The following is a 21,695-nucleotide window of genomic DNA, read 5'->3' as shown; positions in this document are numbered from 1 at the left end:
ATAATTTAGACGTAACTTTAAATGAATATTCGTGCTATCGATGAGGTAGAGGTGCGATGCTGATGAGTAAGTAGTCCGAGGATGACAACGGTGAAGACTACAGAAAGGCAGAATCGCCGAAGTGTAAAGTCATGTCTCTGACTTTATGCTGGGCTGACGGGAAACACCCGTCAGACTGCCATACATATATTACGTATGGAGCGCTCCAAGTCGGCTAAGAAAGACGGAACATCCAGCGAGGGTGTCGGCTTTGTTGCCGATGCCCTCGCTTTGCGTTTTTTTAAGCATTGGGGGGCCTCATCTCAAACAGAAGAGGAGGAAATCAGCATGGTAGATTATTCAACATCGGTACTTTCGTTAGTACCGGCACTACTCGCCATCATTATGGCGATCACAACTAGGAAAGTCATTCCGTCACTCGGTGTCGGGATCATCGCAGGGGTCTTGCTCCTTCATAGCTTCAATCCGCTTGAATCGATTCAGTACTTATGGTCGAACGTCATCGCCTTGTTCTGGGCAGATGGTGCCATAAACGAATGGAACGTGCTCTTGATCGCGTTCTTGCTCTTGCTTGGTATTTTATCGTCGATCATCCAAACATCGGGCGGCGCTCGCGCGTTCGGTGAATGGGCGGCTTCTAACGTCAAAACGGCGCGCGGCGCGCGCCTCGTCTCGTTCGGTCTTGGAATCTTGATTTTCATCGACGACTATTTCAACAGTCTCGCTGTCGGGAACATTAGCCGACCGCTGACGGATCGCAAGAAAGTATCGCGCGCTAAACTCGCGTATACGATCGACTCGACGGCGGCTCCAGTCTGTGTCATCAGCCCACTTTCGAGCTGGGGTGCCTACATCATCGCCATCATCGCTGGTATTTTAACGAAGTACTCAATCGACAGCTACTCGTCGTTCTCGGCGTTCATTCAAATCATCCCGATGAACTTCTATGCCATCTTCGCACTCATGTTGACGGGGTACGTCGCTTTCACAGGGCTTGCCATCGGACCGATGCGGACGCACGAGCTACGTGCGCTTAAAGGCGAGCTCTACGATGTGTCGAAAGGTGCACCGATGGGAATGAGTGAAGACATTAAAGAGCATGATGGTGGGAAAGTCCGCGACTTGATCGTCCCGATCATCGTCTTGATCATCGCGACCGTCTCGGCCATGCTTTACACAGGTGGCCAAGCGCTTGCTGCTGACGGTCAAAGCTTCTCGCTGCTCGGAGCGTTCGAATCGACGGACGTGACGCGTTCACTCGTTGCCGGCGCGGTCATCAGTTTGATCGTGGCGTTCTTGCTTCTCATCGGTCGCAACATTCCAGCTGTAGACTACGGTCATGCAGCGTGGGCCGGTATCCGGGCCATGTGGCCAGCCGTACTCATCTTGCTGTTCGCTTGGACGATCATTGCCGTCATCGGGGATATGAGAACTGGTGATTACTTGGCAAGCTTCGTCACAGATACGATCGCGGCGTCATACTTGCCGCTCATCTTGTTCGCGATCGCCGGTCTCATGGCGTTCTCAACAGGTACGAGCTGGGGGACGTTCGGTCTCATGCTACCAATTGGTGCTGATTTGATCATGGCGGTCGACCCAGAGCTGTTGCTCCCGACACTTGCCGCTGTGCTCGCAGGTGCCGTGTTCGGTGACCACTGTTCACCGATCTCGGATACGACGATCCTCAGTTCGACGGGTGCCGGGTCGCACCACATCGACCACGTGTTGACACAACTCCCGTACGCGTTAATCGCGGCAGGAGTGTCGGCGGTCGGTTACTTGGTGCTCGGAATCACAAGCTCGATGTGGATTGGATTCTTCGCGGCGTTCGCGACGTTCGTCGTCGCTCTCGTGATTGCTCAAATCATCTCGAAGCGCGGCCAAGTGCCGGCAGAGATGCGTGCTGAGCGTGAAGCGTAAACAGCTCGTCTAACAATCCGAAAAGATGTGTGTCACGAATCGCGTGACACACATCTTTTTTGTATGGAATGTAAAAACAAATCCTGCCGCTATGCGACAGGATTTGTTTTTTAGTTAACGTCCAACCACTTGAAGCTAGCGTCAGCTCCGAACGGATGGCGGTACATGTTTTGAATGTTTGAGCGCTCGAGGTAAGCTTCACCTTTTTGGTAGATCGGTGCGATCGCGAAGTCGTCTTCGAGCAAGATGCGTTCAGCTTCTTGCATCGTCTCCCAACGCTTCATTTGATCAGCTTCTTTCTTCGCGCTTTGGATTAACTGATCGTACTCATCGTTCGAGTACGCCATCCGGTTGAACGGACCGTCTGTGATCCACATGTCGAGGTACGTCATTGGATCCTGATAGTCAGGGCCCCAGCCGGCAGCAGAGATATCATAGTCGCCTGCACCTTCAAGCTCGAGGAAGTTTTTGAACGGCTGTTGTTTGATGTTAAGCGTGAGTCCAGGCAAGTTCTTCTCGAGTTCACCTTTGATGTACTCGTTGACTTTCTTGAACGCTTCTTCATCACGTGAGAGGAATTCGAGTTCGATCGTCTCGACGCCGAGCTCGGCAAGTCCTTTATCCCAGGCAGCTTTCGCTTCGTCGACGTTGTAGCTTTGAAGATCAGGATACTTCTCGCGGAAGTCAGCTCCGTCTTCCGTGAACGTGAAGTCTTTAGCGACGATGAAGTTGGCCGGCTGTGAACCGTCTGTCAAGATGACGTCGGTTACGCCTTGCTTGTCGAAACCTTTCGCCAACGCTTCACGAATATTCACGTTTTGGAGTGCTTCATTCTTTTGGTTGAAACGAAGGAAGTTGATCCGTGCGTCAGCACGTGTTTTAAACTCTTCTGCTTCTTGGAATTGTGGAACGAATTCAGAAGACAAGAGCGTATAGTCGACTTCACCTGACTCGAACAAGTTGACACCGGTCGCGACTTCTTTGACGACTTTGACGTTAATCGTGTCCATCTTGACGTTTTCAGCATCCCAGTAGTCTGGATTCTTTTTATAAACCCAACCTTCGTTGTCTTGCCAGCTATCAAGTACGTAAGGGCCGTTGTAGAGCGTTTTATCGACGGCTGTCGCGAACGACTCGCCTTGTTCTTCGACGAACTCTTGTTTTTGCGGCATGTACGTCGGGAATCCTGTCAACCCGAGGAAGTATGGAGCCGGTGCTTCCAATTGAACTTCAAGCGTCTTCTCATCGACTGCTTTCGCACCGAGTGAATCGAGTTCAGCTTCGCCGCCGAGGATTTTGTTGGCATTCTTCAAGTCTTGAAGGATGTATGCGTACTCGGCACCCGTTTCAGGGTTGAGGGCACGTTTCCACGAGTAAACGAAGTCTTCAGCCGTTACTGGTGAGCCGTCTGACCAGTTGGCGTCACGTAATTTAAATGTGTATGTAAGACCGTCTTCCGAAATCTCGACGTCCTCAGCAATACCTGGTACTGGTTGGTTGTTTTCATCAAGACGATACAGTCCCTCGAAGACGTTGTTCGTCACGATGATCGATGTCGAGTCGGTCGTGAGTGTCGGGTCAAGCTGTGGCAAATCAGTTGCCGAAACGAGCGTGACTTCTTTTTTCGCGTCACTTGATGACGATCCGTCCGTCGAATCTGTTGCCTCTTCTCCACCGCCACACGCTGCTGTAGCAAGCAAAGCGACACCCGATAAAGCTAACCATTTTTTATTCCGCATTGTCTTACCTCCCGAAAATTCTGATTGTTTCGAATATATTGCAATTAAACTACAAACAGAATGAATGCGCAATAAAATTTTTTAAATTATTCGAAAATACAAACATTACTGAAATACCTATCTAAACGTTCCTTTATTCAGTAGAATGAGAAAATCGTCGAATGTTTATACATTATGTGTGTATAGTTATTCGATAAAAGTGAACTAATGTTGGAGGGTTTTGAATGAAGTCACAATCAGCCGGAATCGGCTTTTTCGGGCTTGCTGCCATGGTCGTCGGGACGATGATTGGCGGAGGAGCTTTTAACTTGCCAGGAGCGATGGCCCAAGGTGCCGGGGTCGGGTCAGTGATGATCGGTTGGACGATCACAGGGGTCGGTATGATTATGCTGGCGTTCGTATTCCAATTTTTGGCGGATTCACGTCCTGAACTTGAGGGTGGGATTTATGCCTACGCTAAAGAAGGGTTTGGGAAGTTCGTCGGCTTCAATAGCGGCTGGGGTTATTGGATGTCCGCTTGGATCGGGACGGTAGCGAACATCACGCTGATCTTTAGCACGCTCAGTTACTTTTTCCCGATTTTTTCAGCAGAGCATCGATCGTTCCGGTTAGTGATGAGCGCGTTCTTCATTTGGGGGCTGTTCTGGCTCATCTCCCGAGGGATGAAGGAGGCGGCGCTCTTGAACATCGTCACGACGATTGCGAAGCTCGTCCCGATCTTCTTGTTCATCGTGCTCATTTTGTTTGCGTTCCAGATTGAGACGTTCCAAATCGATGTTTGGGGAGAGTCTGGTTTCAGTTGGTCGCACGTGTTTCCCCAAGTAAAATCGACGATGCTCGTGACGCTTTGGGCGTTTGTCGGCATTGAAGGCGCGGTCGTCTTATCGTCGCGGGCGCGCAATAAGCGCGATGTCGGGCGGGCGACGGTGATCGGCCTCATCGGGACGCTGTTGATTTACATGATGATTTCAATCTTCTCCTTTGGCGTCATGACGCAAGAACAACTCACGGCGCTCCCGGAACCGTCGATGGCGTACGTGCTCGAAGCGGTCGTCGGTCCGGTCGGTGCGACGATCATCAATATCGGTCTGCTCGTGTCGCTCGCTGGGGCGTTGCTCGGGTGGACGATATTGGCGACGGAGATCTCCTACGTGGCGAGCCGGGACGGTGTGTTCCCGAAATTGTTCAATCGACTCAATCGAAATGATACGCCGGTGAGCGCCTTGTTCATCACGCAAGCGTTCACGCAAGCAGTCACGGTCATCGCCTTGTTCTCGGAACAGACGTACTTGGTGCTCTCGAGCATCGCCGGTATCGCCGCGCTCGTGCCTTACTTATTCTCGGCCTTGTTCGGCTGGAAAGAGGCACGGCGGACTGGTGTTCGGAAAATGGTCCTCGTTTCGAGTGTCGCCTCGCTCTACGCGGCATGGTTACTCTACGCATCCGGTATTGAATACATGCTCATCGCAATGATTTTGTATGCGCCGGGAATCTTCGTTTTCATGCTCGCAGAACGGGAGCAAGGACGGAAGTTCCTAAGCGGGATCCAGTATGCGATTGCGACTGTCATCATCCTCGCGGCGACTTATGGTGTGTACGGACTATGGACGGCTGCGATTAGCCTCTAATCATAAGAAGCACCGGTCGTCGAGATGACGACCGGTGCTTCTTTATGTCTCGTTATTCGTGAGCAACCGGACGACTTGGTCGGGTGGCATTGGTTTGGCATATAAAAATCCTTGGAACGAGTCGCAATCGGTCTCTTTTAAATGGTCGAGCATGATTTGGTCTTCGACGCCTTCGGCGACGACGTGAAGGTTCAAACTCTTGCCGAGGTGGACGATGACGTCGAGCAAGTGAGACTTCGACGTCAACCAGTCGTCGAGAAACACTTTGTCGATCTTCAGCTCGTCGACCGGGAACGATTTCAAGTATTGAAGCGACGAGAAGCCGGTTCCAAAGTCGTCGATCGACAGGCGGTAATCGAGCCGTTTGATTTGATTCATCCGAGCGATGGTTTCCTCCGTCTGTTGCATGACGAGACTTTCTGTGATCTCGAGAATGACGTCGGACGGGTTCAAATCGAGTTGTTGCTTGATGTTTCGGAGCGTGTTGATGAAACTCTCGCTGCGGAACTGGTTCGGCGAAATATTGACCGCCATCGATAGAGGATGATTGACGAGCGGTTGCCACGCCTTCAGTTGCTTGGTGGCCTCAAGAATGACCCAGTTGTTGATCGGGACGATCAGCGCCATCTCTTCAGCGAGCGGGATGAACTCCGAAGGCGGGATTTGCCCGAGTTGGTCGTGATGCCAGCGCAGTAACGCCTCAAATCCAATCAGCTTATCCGTTTTCAAGTCGAACTTCGGTTGGTATTCGAGATAAAAATGTTTTTCTTCGAGCGCTTGGTACAGCGCTTTTTCGATATGGATTTGTCTTGAGAACGCATCGTCCATGTCTTTCGTGACGAATTGGATCGTCCCGACACCGATGCGCTTGCCTTTGAACAAAGCGCTCTCGGCCCGGGTGTACAGCTCGTCCAACGAATTAGTGGCCGACGGGTAGAACACGCAACCGATCGAGATCGATAACATGATCGAATGGTGGTAAATCCGGAACGGTCGTTGCAGTTCGTGTTGCAGTTGACGAAGCAGCTGGAACACTTCTTCTTTTGATTGTTCAAAGAAAAGAATACCGTACAAGCCGCCCGAAGGATGGAACATGACACTCGACTGGGGCAGGAAGCGTTCAGCCCGGTCTTTAATTTGGAGCAACAGTTCATTGCCGACGCGTGAACCGAACGACTCGTTGATAATTTTGAACCGATCGATATCGAAGAGGGCGACGTGCAATAACCCGTTATGTTCTTTCACGTCAGTAAGTGAGTGCGCATATTGGCGCAAGAGCCCTTTTTTATTTAACAGCCCGGTCAAATCGTTGTGATAGGCGAGGTAGTTCACTTCTTGTTCGAGACGTTTTTTATCAGACACGTCGAAACCAAACGCCGTGTACTGGGCGATTTCGCCGTCTTCACTTAAAATCGGTACAATCGTCAAGTTGAGCCAGCAGATGTTCGTCACATGTCGTTGCGATCGAACCGGCATCTCGCCGTTCCAAATTTGATCGGTCGTGAGCGCTTGACGTACCACGCCCGCAATCGGATCATCTTCAAAGGATGGGTGAATGAGCTCGAACCAGTTACGACCGATGAATTGTTGGTCAGGTGCCCCGATCAAGTCGCACAACAGCGGGTTGATCTCGGTGATCTCGCCACGAGCGTTGGCTGCCAAATAATAAGTCGAATGCTCGATCATCGCTTGGAAGTGGTGGAGCAGGTTGAACTGCTCGGTGCTGATGAGCGGACCGAAGCCTTTCGGTAGGAAGGCTAAAAAATAGCCGTTGACGTCGTTGATCGAAAAAGTTTGTAAGTAAGCGGTCGCATAGACGACCGAGCCGTTTTTATGTTTAAACGCCGTCAACGCCGTCGTCGAGAATGGATATTGAAGGAGCAATGGTGACCACGTTTCAAGCGCCTGCTCTAAATGTTGGACGACGGGTAATGCGTGGTGAAGTACCTCGTCACGCTCCCAACCGAACAGCGTCTCCGCTTGTTCGTTCCAAAGAAGGACGGTGCCGTCAAAATCGATGTAACAGCATGGGATCGATAGGGCATCGATGAACGTATCAATCGGCAAATCACGCAATGAAGTCACACAAATTCCTCCAATCTACATCAAATAAGTCATACTATACGTTCAGTGTACCTTATTTTCCCAACCCAAGGAACGGGCAAGTTCGTCGTTGTCAAAAGAAAGACGGTCATCATATACTGAAGGTGTAAGGTAGTTCTTTTCATAAGGGGGAAATCAAATGTCAAAAACACAAGAAGTGATTGAATTGACAGAGAAATTCGGGGCGCACAATTATCATCCGCTTCCAATCGTCATCTCGGAGGCGAAGGGGATTTGGGTGACGGATCCGGAAGGAAATCGTTACATGGATATGTTGAGTGCGTATTCGGCTGTCAACCAGGGGCATTGTCATCCGAAAATCATTCAAGCGTTAAAAGATCAGGCCGACAAGATCACGTTGACGTCACGTGCTTTCTACAACGATCAGCTCGGTCGCTTCTACAAAAAAGTGGCAGCGCTTACAAATAAAGAAATGGTGTTACCGATGAACACCGGTGCCGAAGCGGTCGAGACCGCGGTCAAGGCATCACGACGCTGGGCCTATGAGGTCAAACAAATTCCGGGGCAAGCCGAGATTATCGTCTGCACCGGCAACTTCCATGGACGGACGATGGCGGCTGTGTCGATGTCGACAGAAGCGGACTATCAGCGCGGTTTCGGACCGCTCCTCCCAGGCTTCAAAGTCGTGCCGTACGGAGACATCGACGCGTTCGAGGCGGCGATCACGGAGAACACGGCGGCGTTCATCGTTGAACCGATTCAAGGGGAAGCGGGTATCATCATCCCGCCGGCGGGTTACTTGAAGCGGGCGGCTGAATTGTGTAAGGCGAACAACGTGTTGTTCATCGCAGATGAGATTCAGTCAGGTCTTGGCCGCTCTGGAAAATGGTTCGCAATCGAATGGGAAGGCGTCGATCCCGATATGTATATCCTCGGAAAAGCACTCGGTGGCGGTGTCTTCCCGGTATCGTGCGTGGCTGCTAACGAAAGCGTCCTCCAAGTGTTCAATCCAGGATCGCACGGGTCGACGTTCGGGGGGAACCCGCTCGCGGCGGCGGTATCAATCGCTGCGCTCGAGGTGCTTGAAGAAGAACAGCTTCCGGAGCGTTCGCTCGAACTCGGGACGTACTTTATGGACCGTTTAAAGTCAATCGACAACCCACGCATTAAAGAAGTCCGGGGCCGCGGCCTATTCATCGGGATCGAGTTGACGGAAGCGGCTCGTCCTTATTGTGAGGCGCTTAAAGAGCGGGGCTTGCTCTGCAAGGAGACGCACGAGACGGTCATTCGACTCGCGCCACCGCTTGTCATTACGAAAGAAGAACTCGATGAGGCGTTCACGGCAATCGAGGCTGTATTCGCACCGACTCCTATTTCATAATGCGGGAGGGCTTGTTATAATTTGAGAAGAAATGCAGACACCTGCCGGGCGATGTTTTCGCGGCAGGTGTCTTTTCGTAAGGAGGAACGGTCGTGCTCTACGTTTACGTTGGTTTAGCAGGAGCGCTTGGAGCGCTAGCAAGGTATGGGGTCGGTATAGGGATGCATACGTTGTGGACAGGTACATTTCCGCTAGGGACGCTCACCGTCAACTTGATCGGCAGTTTTCTACTCGGTTGGCTCACCCATTACTTGTTTCAGACCGGAAAGTTTTCACCGATGGTCATTACGGCGGTCGGTACAGGGTTTATCGGTTCGTTCACGACGTTCTCGACGTTCAGTGTCGAGACGATTGTGATGATCGAGTCAGGGAACCTGGTCGGAGCGCTCACCTATGTGACACTGAGCATCGTCCTCGGTCTGTTCAGCTCGTGGTTAGGCTATAAACTAGGAAGAAGACGATTCCGGCGTTTTGTGAAGCGAGAGGGGGAGGCGTGATGACTGTTTTGACAGTGATGATCGGTGCCTTTTTCGGGGCGATGGCCCGCTTCGGGATTGGTCAGCTCGTTAAAGTATGGACGACATCGGTCTTTCCTTGGGCGACTTTGTTCGTGAACGTGACCGGATCGTTTTGGCTCGGATATTTGTATGCGGCCCCTGTACCTTCGGTGGTGGGATTCGGAATCGGCGTCGGCTTCCTCGGTTCGTTCACGACGTTCTCGACGTTCAAACTTGAAGTGATGCGGTTCGTGACGAAAGATTGGGTTCGCTTTGGTTTATACTTACTGGCGACGTATGTCTTCGGTTTAATTGCCGCCTACCTCGGCTACCAATTTGGACAATAAACAATCCCTCGGAAACTCCGAGGGATTGTTTATTGTTCAGCGAGTTGAAGCTTTTCAGCACATGATGCGCATGTGTTTTCATAAGACTCACACTGCTCATCCATATGTTGTCCGCATTCTTGACACGTCTTATCTGGTAATTTCCGATAAAATTCGACTGACGATTCGAGTCGGCTTGCCCATTCATTCATATAAAGCGCCTCCTTTAAGTATGCGTGCGTTTGTTAAGTTGTATTCATTGTATTATAACAGTTGTGTTTAAGTCAATTATAATCTATAACAGATTTTTCTGTTTGGATTTGCTAAAATGAAATTATACGAAATGAGGTGACACGGATGAAGGCACCACAATGCGAAACAATCGCCATCCAAAGTGAAGATGTGGCTGTATTGCAACAGGCACTTGTGCGATTGGATGCTAACCGAGTCAGTCGGTTGTTTAAGGCGTTCGCTGATCCGACGAGACTGAAAGTGCTGTACGTCCTGACGCTCGAGCAAGAATTATGTGTCTGTGACGTCGCCGCCGTGATCGGACACTCGAACGCGACCGCGTCTCATCATTTACGGACGCTCCTCGATCAAGGGCTCGTAAAATATCGTAAAGATGGGAAAGTTGTTTATTACTCATTAGATGATGAGCACGTTCGTCTTCTCGTCGAAATCGCGATGGCGCACAGTGCCGAACAGCAATCAGGTCTTTGAGAAGTGTCTACTGCGACAACACAGTAGACACTTTTTTATATTGTATTCTCTTCCAATCAGCGTTACGATATATTCAAATAAACGTTTGAATGAAGTGGGAGGAAGAGCGATGGAATCACGTGACGTCTTACCAGTCGAAGGTATAACTTGTACAAATTGTGCGGCGAAGATCGAGAAAAGCGTCTCGGAGCAGACCGGTGTCGCATCCTGTCAAATCGACTTTGCGACGAGCCGGATGATCATCGAATGGATTGATCCGTCCGAGCGTGAAACAGCGCTCCGTTCAATTGAAGAGACGATGGGGCGGATTGAACCGGGCGCGCATTTCGTGAAAACTGATCAAATCGAGCAAGCATCGAACCACCTGTTGTGGCGCTTTGGTATCGCCCTCAGCCTGCTTGTGCTCGCTCTCTTGACTGAATCACTGCCGTTATACGTTGTTGCTTATGCGGTCGCCGGCTATGATGTCGTCTATGCGGCAGCACGAAACGTATGGCATCGCGAATGGTTCGATGAGAAGTTTTTAATGACGATTGCGACGATTGGAGCGTTCGCAATTCGAGAATATCCGGAAGCGGTCGCCGTCATGCTATTTTATCAACTCGGCGAATACTTCCAAGGACGAGCCGTCCACGCGTCGCGTCGGTCGATCCAGTCATTATTGAATATGAAACCGACGATGGCACGTGTGCTCGGTCCGGACGGTGAGTTCGAACGGCGTCCTGAAGATGTGGCAATCGGCTCGGTCATCATCGTCCGTGCCGGAGAACAAGTTCCGATGGACGGGAGCGTCGTGATCGGCTCGAGTTCACTCGATACGGCATCATTGACGGGCGAATCGGTTCCCCGTCAAGTCGGACCGCACGATGAAGTGCTCGCCGGAATGGTCAATTTAGAAGGGCGACTTGAAGTGCGCGTCATACGATCTGCGACGGAGTCGAGCTTGCAAAAGATGATTGCGCTTGTCGAACAGGCAAGCTCGAACAAAGCGAAGACAGAGCAGATGATCACACGCTTAGCCAGAGTGTATACGCCGATTGTCGTCGTTTTAGCAGCAATCGTTGCGTTCATCCCACCTCTTTTCGTTGGGAATTTAGAGGAGTGGGTGTATCGTGCCTTAATTTTCCTCGTCATCAGTTGCCCGTGCGCACTCGTCATTTCAATTCCGTTAGGTTATTTCGGCGGGATCGGGGCTGGTTCTAAACGAGGGATTTTGGTCAAAGGCGGCGAGTATTTAGACGTGCTCGCCGAAGTGAAGACGGTCATCTTTGACAAGACGGGAACGCTCACGACCGGTCGCTTTGAAGTGACGGACGTGACGACGAACGGAGACGTGACAGAAGCGGAGTTGTTAACGCTCGCTGCCCGTGTTGAGATGGCATCGACGCATCCGTTGGCAAAAGCAATCGTCGCGAAGGCGAGCAAGACGACCGCGTTTGCGAATATTACCGAAGACCCGGGCTACGGTCTGACAGCGACAGATAGCACGGATACAATCTATGTCGGAAGTGCTCGTTTCATGAGGAAGTTAGGACATTCGATTCAAGATGAACAAATGGGCACAAGCGTCCACGTCATGAGAAATGACCGCTGGCTCGGGCGGATTGAACTGATGGATACGGTGAAAGAGGATGCCGCAGCAGCCATTGCCGCGCTAAAACGTCTCGGCTATCGGACGGTCATGTTGACAGGGGACCGGGATGAAGTTGCGACGTCGGTCGGTTTGAAAATCGGAATCGATGAAGTGAAAAGTGAGTTACTTCCCCATCAGAAAGTCGAGGAAGTGGAGAAGTTGGCCGCACGAGGGAAAGTCGCGTTCGTAGGTGACGGTTTGAACGATGCGGCAGCGCTGGCCCGTGCGGACGTCGGACTCGTCATGGGTGGAATCGGGAGCGATGCCGCAGTGACGGCGGCAGACCTCGTGCTCATGAATGACGCACCGAGCGATGTCGTTGCGGCGATTGAGCTAAGTCAGCGGACGAAGCGGATCGTGTGGCAAAATATTATCCTCGCATTCGGGATGAAGGCGCTGTTCCTCCTGCTCGGCGTGCTCGGACTCGCATCGATGTGGGAAGCTGTGTTCGCAGACGTCGGCGTCGCGTTGCTCGCGATCGGCAACGCGACTCGCTTGATCCGTTCCAACTAAAAAAACTTCAAGCGAGCTTGAAGTTTGGTGAATACTTGAGACCGATCAGTTGTGATCGGTCTTTTTTTGACGTGTTTTGAAAATCATGAACATGAGGATGATGAGGACCGCTACGAGTAAGAAAACGATTGAGTACAGTGCTTGAATGACGATATCGATTTGATTTTGAGTGGATACGAGCTCTTTCCGGATATCGTTGTATTGCATCTGTTTCAAAGCTCTTAAATCTTCTAGTATCGTCTGCCGTTGATCGGTCATCGACTTGGCCGTCACCGTCGCCTGTTCGATGTCACCGCTCTCGTACATGACGAGGACGCGGTCGGCTTCTTGTTCCCAAATGCCGTCCCGATGCAGTAAGTCGAGGAATGAACTTGGCGTTCTCGGATCATTCTTGATAGATTCCTTCAACTCTTTCGTACGTTGGGACATGCTGTAATAGGCTTCTAAAAAGCGGCGGTCTTCATAGGCGAGGAGACCGCGGATAGCGTTGGCGCGTTCGATATTGTAGTACATGATTTCTTCAATTGCTTCATATGAATCGAACCGTTGCTCGTGAATGGTATCGATCTGGTCAGTCGTATTTCGCAGTTGAACGATGAAACTGGCGATGACGAGGACGATTAATACGGACAATGAGGCGAGCAGCAGCAGCCACTTTCGTTGGGACATGTTCATCCCTCCTTTATGAAGACAATCGTACAATATTTTTCGGGTTTCAGCATAAAATATTTTTTTGGGAAAGGAAAAACCGGGTAAAGAGTTAAATATATAATATGACGTTTCTTGTTATCGCTTACAATAGACGATGGAATGATTTCATTCATAAGGAGAGTAAATATGCCAGAGAACTCGTCGTTAAAAAAGTTACATCAGGTCTTAAAAACAAACCGGACCAATCTTCAATATGAAATCCCGACCTTGTGGAACCGGATGCGATTTCCGGCAGAACCCGTGCGCGACGGTGTCGAACGGGTGAACCCGTACGACTTTTTAATCGATACGATTGAACGAGGCATTCTTCCGCACGCTGTCAACGGGCGTGATTATCGTCAGTCGGTCGCACAAGCGGACGGGCACCTCGAGACAGGGGGAGACTGGATTAAGCGCTCCTCGGTCTACTCGATGCAAGTCCGGACCTCGACGTCGTGGGACCATGACGGGTCAGGCTACGTCGAGATGGACAACTCTCAAGGCATGAAAGATACCGGCACGTTCGTGAAAACGCTGGCTCTGTTGCCGCACTTGTTATACATGGGGATCGACACGTTATTTTTATTGCCGATCTCGCAGCACAGTCATAAAAATAAGAAAGGTGAGTTCGGTTCCCCATACGCTGTCCAAGATTTCTTTGCCATCGACGAAGAACTAAAAGAGACATTGACAGGGGACGGGTTGACGGTCGAGGAAGAGTTCGCCGCTTTCGTCGAGGCGTGTCATATGGTGGGCATTCGTGTCGTCATCGATGTCATTCCTCGCACGTGCGCCCGCGATAACCGTCTCATTTTAGAAAATCCGGAATGGTTCTACTGGATTCCGGTTGCGGAACTCGATTACTATCACCCGCCTCACGTCCCGGGAATCGGAGAAAACGTGAAGCCTGAGTATGCATTCCTGCCGATGATCTATGGATCTGAGGACGTTTGGCACCATCTCCGCCGCTTCTCGATGGCGCCTAATCTTGTCGATGCTGCCAAGTGGGAGACGGTGAAAGCCTGCTTGGTCGAACATCCGGACGAAAACTTACTTGCCGTCATCGAGCGTGAGTTCGGTTTGACGACCGCTCCGGCGTTCTCGGATTGTATCAACGATCCGCAACCGCCGTGGTCGGACGTCACATACTTCCGCCTGTTCCTCGATCACCCGACAGCAGCTGCACCTTATGTCGGCGAGGCGAGTCTGGCACCGTATATTTTGTTCGACTCGATCAAGTCGAACCAGTTCCGGGGTGACGAGATCAACGAGCCGCTTTGGGTGATGTTAGCCGACATCATCCCGCATTATCAACGCGAATATGGGATTGACGGTGCCCGAATCGACATGGGACACGCTTTGCCAGTCGATCTCGCCCAGCGCATCTTGACAGAGCCGCGTCAACTCGATTCGAACTTCAGTTTCATCGCCGAAGAACTGATCGAAGTCGGGGCTTGGTCGGCGCGTGACGCCGGCTACAATATGATCATCGGATACGGATTCTATAAAGAGCCGCGTTTTGACACGCATGACACCCATCAATTCATCTACGACTCACGTTTCTTGCCGTTGCCGGTATTTGCGGCTGGTGAGACAGCCGATACACGCCGGATTGCGACACGAGACGGTGGACGCCAGGCGAGTCGCTTGCTCACCGTACTGAACGGCTTCATGCCGAACGGGGTGCCATTGACGAACTCGGGGCTTGAACTGTATGAGACGCAGCCGATGAATACCGGTCTCGATTGCCGACCGGAAGAGGCGTATCAGTTGTTCCCGACCGATCCATATTTCGGGAAACTTGCTTTCTTCGACGCGTATCAGTTCCATTGGGATCATCCCGAGCGGACTGAAATGGTTGAACTCATGCATCAAGTGGCGGAAGTTCGCCGCCGTTGGCTCGATGTTCTCGTCGACCCGAGTCACTTTGAACCGCTCACGATGATGGATATGGGGGCGCCGTTCATCGGTCTAGCTTGGTTACGGGCAGATACGAACGAGACGTTGCTCATCATCGCCAACACGAATATGCAAGAGCACCTGCAAGGGAAGGTGCCGCTCGATGGGGTGCGTCGCCGGAACTGGAACGCGAGTCGTTTCGCCGAGATGGTGTACTCACCGAACTCATGGCCGTACGCCGAGCATTCGTTCGACGACAACTGGGACCTTTGGGTCAATTTGATGCCAGGCGAAGTCAAAATCTATGAAATGAAATAAGCAACGCCTCGGATCCGTAAGTGGATCCGAGGCGTTTGTCTGTTCAAGCGTTTTGTTTCATGTAATAGATGACGAACTCGTCGAGCGGCATCGGTTTCGCGTAACGATACCCTTGCATCGAATTGCAACCGATCCGCCGAAGGAACGTCTCTTGGTATTCGGTCTCGACGCCTTCAGCGACGAGAGCCATCCCAAGTTGTCGTGCCATGGCGACGATGGTCGCGGTCACGGTTTGATACTCGCGATTTTCTTCTAGCTGCATCGTGAACTCCCGCGGGATCTTTAACTCGTCAATCGGATAGCGGACGAGATAGGCGAGTGAGCTGTAGCCGGTCCCGAAATCGTCGATCGATAGTTTGATGCCGAGTGCCTTCAACTCGAGAATTCGATTTAAGACGCGGTCCGACTGGTGCGCCGCGACCGTTTCGGTCAACTCGAAGTTCAAGCGGCTCGGTTCGATCGGGAAGCGTTCGAACAACGTCGTCAAATAATCGATCAAGTGTTCATCAAACAATTGCCGGACCGACAAGTTGACCGATAGTTTCGGCAAATCGATGTCGCCTTGTTCAAACGCATACATCAGTTGGAACGTCTCATGAATCATCCAACGACCGAGGTCATGAATATGACCGGTCTCTTCGGCAATCGGAATGAATTCGCTCGGCGGGATGAACTTGCCGTCGCGTTGCCAACGCATGAGTGCCTCGGCGCCGATGATCGCCTTCGTCGAGGCATCGACCTGTGGCTGGAGATAAAGTGAGATTTCACCTTTCTCGAGTGCCATATCAAGTCCTTCCATCAACAATTTTCGTTCTTCCTTGTCGACGCGAAGCGCAGGAGCGAAGATGACGGTCTCATCGCGTCCTTTGTCTTTTGCCTTATACATGGCCAAATCAGCGTTCGATAAGAGGTGCTTCAGCGTCGTGCCGTGCTCCGGATAACGGACGATTCCGATTGAAGCATGAATTTCGACGAGGTTCCCGGCCATGAAATAAGGAGGACGATAAACGAGACGACGTAAACGTTCAACGAGAATTTCATCATCATTGTGTTCGGCGACGACGATGAATTCATCGCCTCCAAGTCGTCCGGCATATTCGTTTGGCAACAAGGCGCTGCGTAGACGTTTACCGATGTGCTGCAGCAACTGATCACCCATATGATGGCCGAACTGGTCATTGATTTCTTTGAACCCGTCGAGGTCGGAGAACATGAGTGTGAACGGTCGGCCGTCCGCAATCAGGCGCTCGATCTGTTCTTGCAGCGCGTAACGGTTATGCAGCCCGGTCAAGCTATCGTGGTTAGCCTGATACAGGATCTGTTCTTGCTGGACGATCATTTGCGTGATGTCTTTGACGATGGCATAGATGCCTTCGACTTCCCCATCAATGATCATCGGGATGTTCATCAATTGCCAAACGCGTGCCGAACCATCTTCTGTCACGACATTGACGTCTAATGTTTGCGGCCGTCCGTTCGTAAGGTCACGTAACACGTTCGTATAGGCGGATCGATCCGTTTGTTCGATGATGTCTAAAATATTTGATCCGATGAGCGTCTCGGTGTCATGACCGAGGACAGAGCTCCCTGCTTCGTTGACGGACAACACTTCGCCGTCAAGGTCGAACAAAAAGATGGGCTCTGCGTGATACGCGAACAGCGAGCGGTACTGTTGTTCACGGAGTTCGAGCTCGTGGGCTTTCGTCGTGACCGCGACTTCGAGGTCTGTATTGACGGTATGTAAGCGATGGCTAATGAGTGCGTTCTGTTTGGCGACAACGAATTGACGGATGAGCAGTAGCAACACCGCGTTCGCAATCATCGAGTCGACGATCGAGGTGCCGAGCAGTCGATCCGAGGCGAGCATGTACAGCATGACAATCGTACTGTAGATGACGTAATCAAACACAGAATCATGGGCGAGGACGTCTTCTGTCGATTCATCGAACAAATAACTGATTGAAATGATGAGAATGCTGATGACTTGAAGCAAATGGAGAAGCTCATGGCCGATACCGGTTAACAACTGCAGCTCATTGATGATCGAGGCGGTTGTAAAACCGAGAATCCCGATGAGGAGCATCACGCGGAAGCCTTGCCCGGATGTCACGATGCGATTCAAATATAAGAAACCGAGCACCATGTAAAGGCTGATGAGCAGCATCTGTTCTTCAAAGCCGTTCAAACTCGTGACATACTGGCCGCCGTTCTTTGTGTAAAAGAAGATATGCAACGCACCGACAATCAAAAAGCTGAGCAGTGCGAACACATCAAACGTACGCAACTTCAACGTTCTAATTTCAATCGATTGGGTGATGACGATGAGGGCCATGATCAAATAAAAGAAGTTTTGAATGAACAGCATCATATCAATTGGCATCGCCGTGGTAAAGCGGTGTCCCACCAAATAAGCGATGAAACAGACGTTGCCAGCGCTAATGAGAAGATAGATATAGCGGCGCATCCCGTGATGGCGCAATATGGCACTCCCGCTTACCACGGTGGCGACGAGTGCGATGATCATAAAGTAGACGAACAAGCTCGTCTCCCTTAACGCATAAGGGCTGAATAAGATAACGAATAGACCGATAAAAAACGTCCCGACGAGAAGAGCGGGGACTGATTGGCGCAAAGTGTGGCTAGACAACTTATGCACCTCCTTCTGTATATGTCTCTGAGGCTCATCCTTATTATCGGACCGTTCGGGTATTTATTACACAAAAAAATCGACAGCACGATGCTGTCGATTAAAGTGTATACGAATGTTCTTTAAAGTTACCGACAATCGAGTCGATTTCTGAGACAGTGACGAACGCCTCGGAATCAATGTCTGAGACGATTTGACGCAACTTTGGAATCTCATTGTTTTGAACGACGACGTATAGCATTTTTTTCGCGTCGTTCGAATAGCCGCCGGTCGCGTCCATGATGGTGACCCCACGCTTCAAGTTTTGTTTGATGACCAAGTTGATCTCATCCGCTTTTTTACAGATGATGAAACACTGTTTTTGGGCGGAGAAGAAGCGATGGATCGTCAACAGCGTCCGCGACCGGACAAAACTGAGAACGAGTGCGTACATGACCGCTTTAATATCGAACGTGATGAACACGAGAATGTAGACGATGATATCTTGGGTCAAAAAGATTTTCGGGAGCGATAAGTTGCGGTTGTTCATGAAGATGACTTTCCCCAAAATATCGAGCCCGCCTGTCGATGCCCCGGCAAATAACAAAAGTGCCAAACCGAGTCCTGAGACGATACCGCTGAAGACGGACGCGACGAGCGGATCATCGAGTGGCGTCGGTGGAATGAGGACAGGCAGCGCATCGATTAAAATCGATGACAATATGACGACGAGTCCTGTCATGAGAATAAATCGTCTCCCGAGATATTTGATCCCGATGATGAAGAGCGGGATGTTTAGTACCAACTGGGTGAGTCCGATCGGTGTGCCGAACAGCTCGTTGACGATGAGCGTGATTCCGACAATCCCGCCGGATCCGATTTCATTCGGTTTGAGTAACAGACCGACAAAGATAGATTGTAGGATTGTTCCGGCGATGATAAAAAGGATAGTCTCGACAGCGATCCGTTTACGTGATTTTGCGTACATATGAGTGGCTAAGGCGCCATACGCCTCCTTTGAATGAACTCATGCAAGCGTACTCCGATGACGCCGGAATTTCAAGTCTTGAAAGATTATAACTCGTTATGGAAGCGGTCGATATCACTCGCTAGCTGTTCGTGGACGTAGTCGATGACTTGAGCGTCGTCAAACAGTCCGAGCGGGGCGTCGTCCGGAATCGCGTCGAACGGTGAGACGAAATAGAGAACGGCCGCGACGAGAGCGTGTTGCTTGTCGGGCTGCATCTCGAACTGGGCGTTGTAGACGGCACGTAGCATGTTGAGCAGTTGTTTCATTTGGAAGTATAGTGTGAGCTCCTCTTCCCGTTCGATGTCGCTGATTTCGTTTGAGGCGACGTCGACCGTGACTTTTGCTAGGGCGAGTTCTCCTTGAACTAATAAGTCACCTAGCTTTTCGTTCTCGGTGAATTCGGTTTGGGCGTTGTTTAAAAAGTGTGAATAAGTCGTTTTCCAATCTGACATGTTTTTCTCCTCCTTCTCTCTACAACTACTAATATGCCCGTTTTTGCGATTTGGTTGCAACTTTTCCGAAAATTTAAGAAAATAGAAGTAAGTGAAAAAGGAGGAACTGTACATATGTCTACTGTAACTTTACCGACCGAGGCAGAATTTGCCCGCTATGCCGAGCTTGCTGTCAAAAAAGGTGTCAACATTCAACCGGGTCAACAGCTCGAAGTCCGAGCCGATATTAGCCAAGCACCGCTCGTCCGCCAAATCGTGAAAGCGGCCTACGCGGCCGGAGCGAAACAAGTGTACGTCAACTGGAGTGATGAAGAGACGACGAAAGTGCGTTACTTCAACGCACCGACTGAAGCGTTCAAGGAGTTCCCGGAGTGGCTCAAAGCACGATTCGAGCAACTCGCGGAAGAGAAGACGGCGTTCTTGTCGATCGTCAGCGACGATCCTGACGCGCTGAACGGTGTCGAATCATCACGCATCGCCGACTCGAACCGGGCGTCTGGTGTCGCGCTCGCGAAATGGCGTAAGTATGTCATGAGTGATAATGTCAGCTGGTCAATCGTGGCCGGTGCATCTGAAGCATGGGCGAAAAAAGTATTCCCAGACCGTGAAGATGCGGTTCCAGCCCTGTGGAGAGCGATTTTCGCAGCGACACGAATGGACCAAGACGATGTCGTTGCCGCCTGGGACGAGCACGATCAAGCGTTGCGCTCGCGGGCGCAGCTGTTGACGGATAAGAAATACGCGAAACTTCACTACAAAGCACCAGGCACGGAATTGACGATCGGTCTTCCGAAGAAGCACGTCTTCCTCGGCGGCGGTGGTCCGAACATGGACGGCGTCGACTTCATCGCCAACATGCCGACGGAGGAAGTGTTCACGCTCGCCGATAAAGATGCGGTCGAAGGACACGTGTCGAGCACGAAGCCGCTCAGCTACAGCGGGAACTTGATCGACGGGTTCACGCTTTGGTTCGAAGGCGGAAAAGTCGTAAAAGCGGAAGCGAAGCAGGGGCAGGCAGCACTCGATGAACTGTTGAACCTTGATGAAGGGGCGCGCCGCATCGGAGAAGTCGCGCTCGTGCCGGACGATTCGCCGATCTCGAACTCGGGACTCCTCTTCTACAACACGTTGTTCGATGAGAACGCATCGTGCCACTTGGCGCTCGGACGTGCCTACTCGACATGCCTTGAAGGCGGACCGACGATGTCGCCCGAAGAACTCGCTGAGAATGGCGCGAACGATTCGATGACACACGTCGACTTCATGATCGGTTCGGCCGAAATGAATATCGACGGTGAGCTCGAGGACGGAACACGCGAAGCGATCATGCGTGATGGGAACTGGGTCATCTAATAGAAAAAGATAGTTGAAAAGACGCAAAGGCGACCGCCTTTGCGTCTTTTCATGTCATGAGAGTTCATACAGAAATGCGAGCGCGTTCGGCAACCGACGCCGCCATGCAATCTCGTTGTGGACCGCCCCGGGCTCGACTTCGTAGCGGAAGGCGACGCCGGTCCGAGCAATCGTCTCGACGAGTCTCGCATTCGTGTATAAGTAGTCCTCGGGCGTGATCGGTCCGCTCGTCTCGTTCGTGCCGATATCCATATAGAGTCGGGCAGACAGGTCAGTTTGTTTCAGTTCGCGAATGAGCGAGTCGAGGTTGGACCAGGCGGCCGTCGACAGCGAACCGACACGACGTATTGCCGGATACGTCGCCATCATGTAGAGCGAGATGACGCCGCCCATCGAACTGCCCATCACGCCGACGTCATCCGGATCGGTCGCATAGCGTGCGTCAATCCACGGCTTCAGCTCCTGCATGAGCCAGTCGGCATAGAGGCGCCCCTTGCCGCCGAGTGTCGGCCGGGTCTTAGCGAGTTCAGGCCCGATGCGCTTGTAAAGCATCTCGTCTTCATAAAATGAGTACTCATCGTATCGGTCGAGCCAATCGGGGGCACTCGCGATGGCGACGACCATGAGCGGCAGTTGCAAATCGTCGAGATGGCGGTCAATCGCCCAACCTTCCCCGATTGTCGCGGTCTTGCCATCGAAGACGTTTTGGCCGTCATGCATATAGAGCACGGGCAACGCCTCGTCGGTACGAGCGAAGTCGGGACGGTAGACGCGGACGATTCGTTTTCGGCCGCGCATCGTCTCGGTCGGCAAGGTGAAACTAAACTGTTCGATCATACAATCATTCCTTCCTCTGACAATCTCTTCTCATTTTGGCGTTGTCCGTACAAAAACTCAATCCGG

17 protein-coding genes and 1 riboswitch are annotated in these 21,695 nt (G+C 51.4%); of the genes, 9 read left to right on the top strand and 8 right to left on the bottom strand.

The window, feature by feature from the left end; all coding sequences use genetic code 11:
- Window positions 1-38 precede the first annotated feature (38 nt).
- A riboswitch (Lysine riboswitch) is annotated at window positions 39-214 on the top strand.
- A 113-nt stretch (window positions 215-327) separates the two neighbouring features.
- On the top strand, window positions 328-1,920 hold the full coding sequence (locus EVJ21_RS13035; RefSeq protein ID WP_131465748.1) for a Na+/H+ antiporter NhaC family protein: 1,593 nt from the start codon (window positions 328-330) through the stop codon (window positions 1,918-1,920).
- Window positions 1,921-2,030: 110 nt separating this feature from the next.
- Here the strand turns inward: EVJ21_RS13035 and EVJ21_RS13030 are convergent, their stop codons facing one another.
- Window positions 2,031-3,659, bottom strand: a complete 1,629-nt coding sequence (locus EVJ21_RS13030; protein WP_131465746.1) for a peptide ABC transporter substrate-binding protein — start codon at window positions 3,657-3,659, stop codon at window positions 2,031-2,033.
- Between the two features lie 224 nt (window positions 3,660-3,883).
- Here EVJ21_RS13030 and EVJ21_RS13025 point away from each other — a divergent pair, with 224 nt between their 5' ends.
- Entirely contained in the window at window positions 3,884-5,287 is a 1,404-nt protein-coding gene (locus EVJ21_RS13025) for a basic amino acid/polyamine antiporter (protein ID WP_070328844.1), read from the top strand.
- A 42-nt stretch (window positions 5,288-5,329) separates the two neighbouring features.
- Here EVJ21_RS13025 and EVJ21_RS13020 read toward each other — a convergent pair whose 3' ends face one another.
- Complete coding sequence (locus tag EVJ21_RS13020; RefSeq protein WP_131490655.1) at window positions 5,330-7,372, bottom strand: EAL domain-containing protein; 2,043 nt, start codon at window positions 7,370-7,372, stop codon at window positions 5,330-5,332.
- A gap of 157 nt (window positions 7,373-7,529) precedes the next feature.
- Between EVJ21_RS13020 and EVJ21_RS13015 the strand changes: the two genes are divergently transcribed.
- The 3 genes from EVJ21_RS13015 to EVJ21_RS13005 all read left to right on the top strand — a co-directional run bounded on the left by EVJ21_RS13015 (window position 7,530) and on the right by EVJ21_RS13005 (window position 9,576).
- Window positions 7,530-8,732, top strand: coding sequence for an ornithine--oxo-acid transaminase (locus EVJ21_RS13015; protein WP_131441167.1), 1,203 nt, complete (start codon window positions 7,530-7,532; stop codon window positions 8,730-8,732).
- 92 nt (window positions 8,733-8,824) lie between these two features.
- Window positions 8,825-9,229, top strand: a complete 405-nt coding sequence (gene crcB, locus EVJ21_RS13010; protein ID WP_131441166.1) for a fluoride efflux transporter CrcB — start codon at window positions 8,825-8,827, stop codon at window positions 9,227-9,229.
- Window positions 9,229-9,576 carry a fluoride efflux transporter FluC gene (locus EVJ21_RS13005; protein ID WP_236633519.1) on the top strand — a complete coding sequence of 116 codons (348 nt, stop codon included), beginning with the start codon at window positions 9,229-9,231 and terminating at the stop codon, window positions 9,574-9,576. The genes crcB and EVJ21_RS13005 overlap by 1 nt, the downstream gene beginning before the upstream one ends.
- A 29-nt stretch (window positions 9,577-9,605) precedes the next feature.
- Here the strand turns inward: EVJ21_RS13005 and yhfH are convergent, their stop codons facing one another.
- Entirely contained in the window at window positions 9,606-9,767 is a 162-nt protein-coding gene (yhfH, locus tag EVJ21_RS13000) for a protein YhfH (protein WP_016509445.1), read from the bottom strand.
- A gap of 145 nt (window positions 9,768-9,912) precedes the next feature.
- Between yhfH and EVJ21_RS12995 the strand changes: the two genes are divergently transcribed.
- Window positions 9,913-10,278, top strand: coding sequence for an ArsR/SmtB family transcription factor (locus tag EVJ21_RS12995; RefSeq protein ID WP_070328849.1), 366 nt, complete (start codon window positions 9,913-9,915; stop codon window positions 10,276-10,278).
- Between the two features lie 109 nt (window positions 10,279-10,387).
- Window positions 10,388-12,424, top strand: a complete 2,037-nt coding sequence (locus tag EVJ21_RS12990) for a heavy metal translocating P-type ATPase (protein WP_131465740.1) — start codon at window positions 10,388-10,390, stop codon at window positions 12,422-12,424.
- Window positions 12,425-12,469: 45 nt separating this feature from the next.
- Here the strand turns inward: EVJ21_RS12990 and EVJ21_RS12985 are convergent, their stop codons facing one another.
- Window positions 12,470-13,093: a hypothetical protein gene (locus EVJ21_RS12985; protein WP_236633751.1), complete on the bottom strand. Its 624-nt coding sequence runs from the start codon at window positions 13,091-13,093 to the stop codon at window positions 12,470-12,472.
- Between the two features lie 168 nt (window positions 13,094-13,261).
- On the opposite strand from EVJ21_RS12985, the gene EVJ21_RS12980 reads away from it, so the two are divergent.
- Window positions 13,262-15,331 carry an alpha-amylase family protein gene (locus tag EVJ21_RS12980; RefSeq protein ID WP_131490654.1) on the top strand — a complete coding sequence of 690 codons (2,070 nt, stop codon included), beginning with the start codon at window positions 13,262-13,264 and terminating at the stop codon, window positions 15,329-15,331.
- Between the two features lie 43 nt (window positions 15,332-15,374).
- On the opposite strand, the gene EVJ21_RS12975 is transcribed toward EVJ21_RS12980, so the two are convergent.
- The 3 genes from EVJ21_RS12975 to EVJ21_RS12965 all read right to left on the bottom strand — a co-directional run bounded on the left by EVJ21_RS12975 (window position 15,375) and on the right by EVJ21_RS12965 (window position 19,439).
- Window positions 15,375-17,978, bottom strand: a complete 2,604-nt coding sequence (locus EVJ21_RS12975) for a putative bifunctional diguanylate cyclase/phosphodiesterase (RefSeq protein WP_236636592.1) — start codon at window positions 17,976-17,978, stop codon at window positions 15,375-15,377.
- 100 nt (window positions 17,979-18,078) lie between these two features.
- Window positions 18,079-18,945 (bottom strand): YitT family protein, encoded by an 867-nt coding sequence (locus EVJ21_RS12970; RefSeq protein ID WP_070328853.1) that lies wholly within the window; start codon window positions 18,943-18,945, stop codon window positions 18,079-18,081.
- Window positions 18,946-19,031: 86 nt separating this feature from the next.
- Window positions 19,032-19,439 (bottom strand): YkvA family protein, encoded by a 408-nt coding sequence (locus tag EVJ21_RS12965; RefSeq protein WP_070328854.1) that lies wholly within the window; start codon window positions 19,437-19,439, stop codon window positions 19,032-19,034.
- A 114-nt stretch (window positions 19,440-19,553) separates the two neighbouring features.
- On the opposite strand from EVJ21_RS12965, the gene EVJ21_RS12960 reads away from it, so the two are divergent.
- Window positions 19,554-20,792: an aminopeptidase gene (locus tag EVJ21_RS12960; protein ID WP_070328855.1), complete on the top strand. Its 1,239-nt coding sequence runs from the start codon at window positions 19,554-19,556 to the stop codon at window positions 20,790-20,792.
- A gap of 54 nt (window positions 20,793-20,846) precedes the next feature.
- On the opposite strand, the gene EVJ21_RS12955 is transcribed toward EVJ21_RS12960, so the two are convergent.
- Window positions 20,847-21,629, bottom strand: a complete 783-nt coding sequence (locus tag EVJ21_RS12955) for an alpha/beta hydrolase (RefSeq protein WP_070328856.1) — start codon at window positions 21,627-21,629, stop codon at window positions 20,847-20,849.
- Window positions 21,630-21,695: the final 66 nt, after the last annotated feature.

Source organism: Exiguobacterium sp. SH0S2 (assembly GCF_004337185.1).
Lineage (GTDB): Bacteria > Bacillota > Bacilli > Exiguobacteriales > Exiguobacteriaceae > Exiguobacterium > Exiguobacterium aurantiacum_A.
This window is presented reverse-complemented; position numbering and strand designations above follow the sequence as displayed.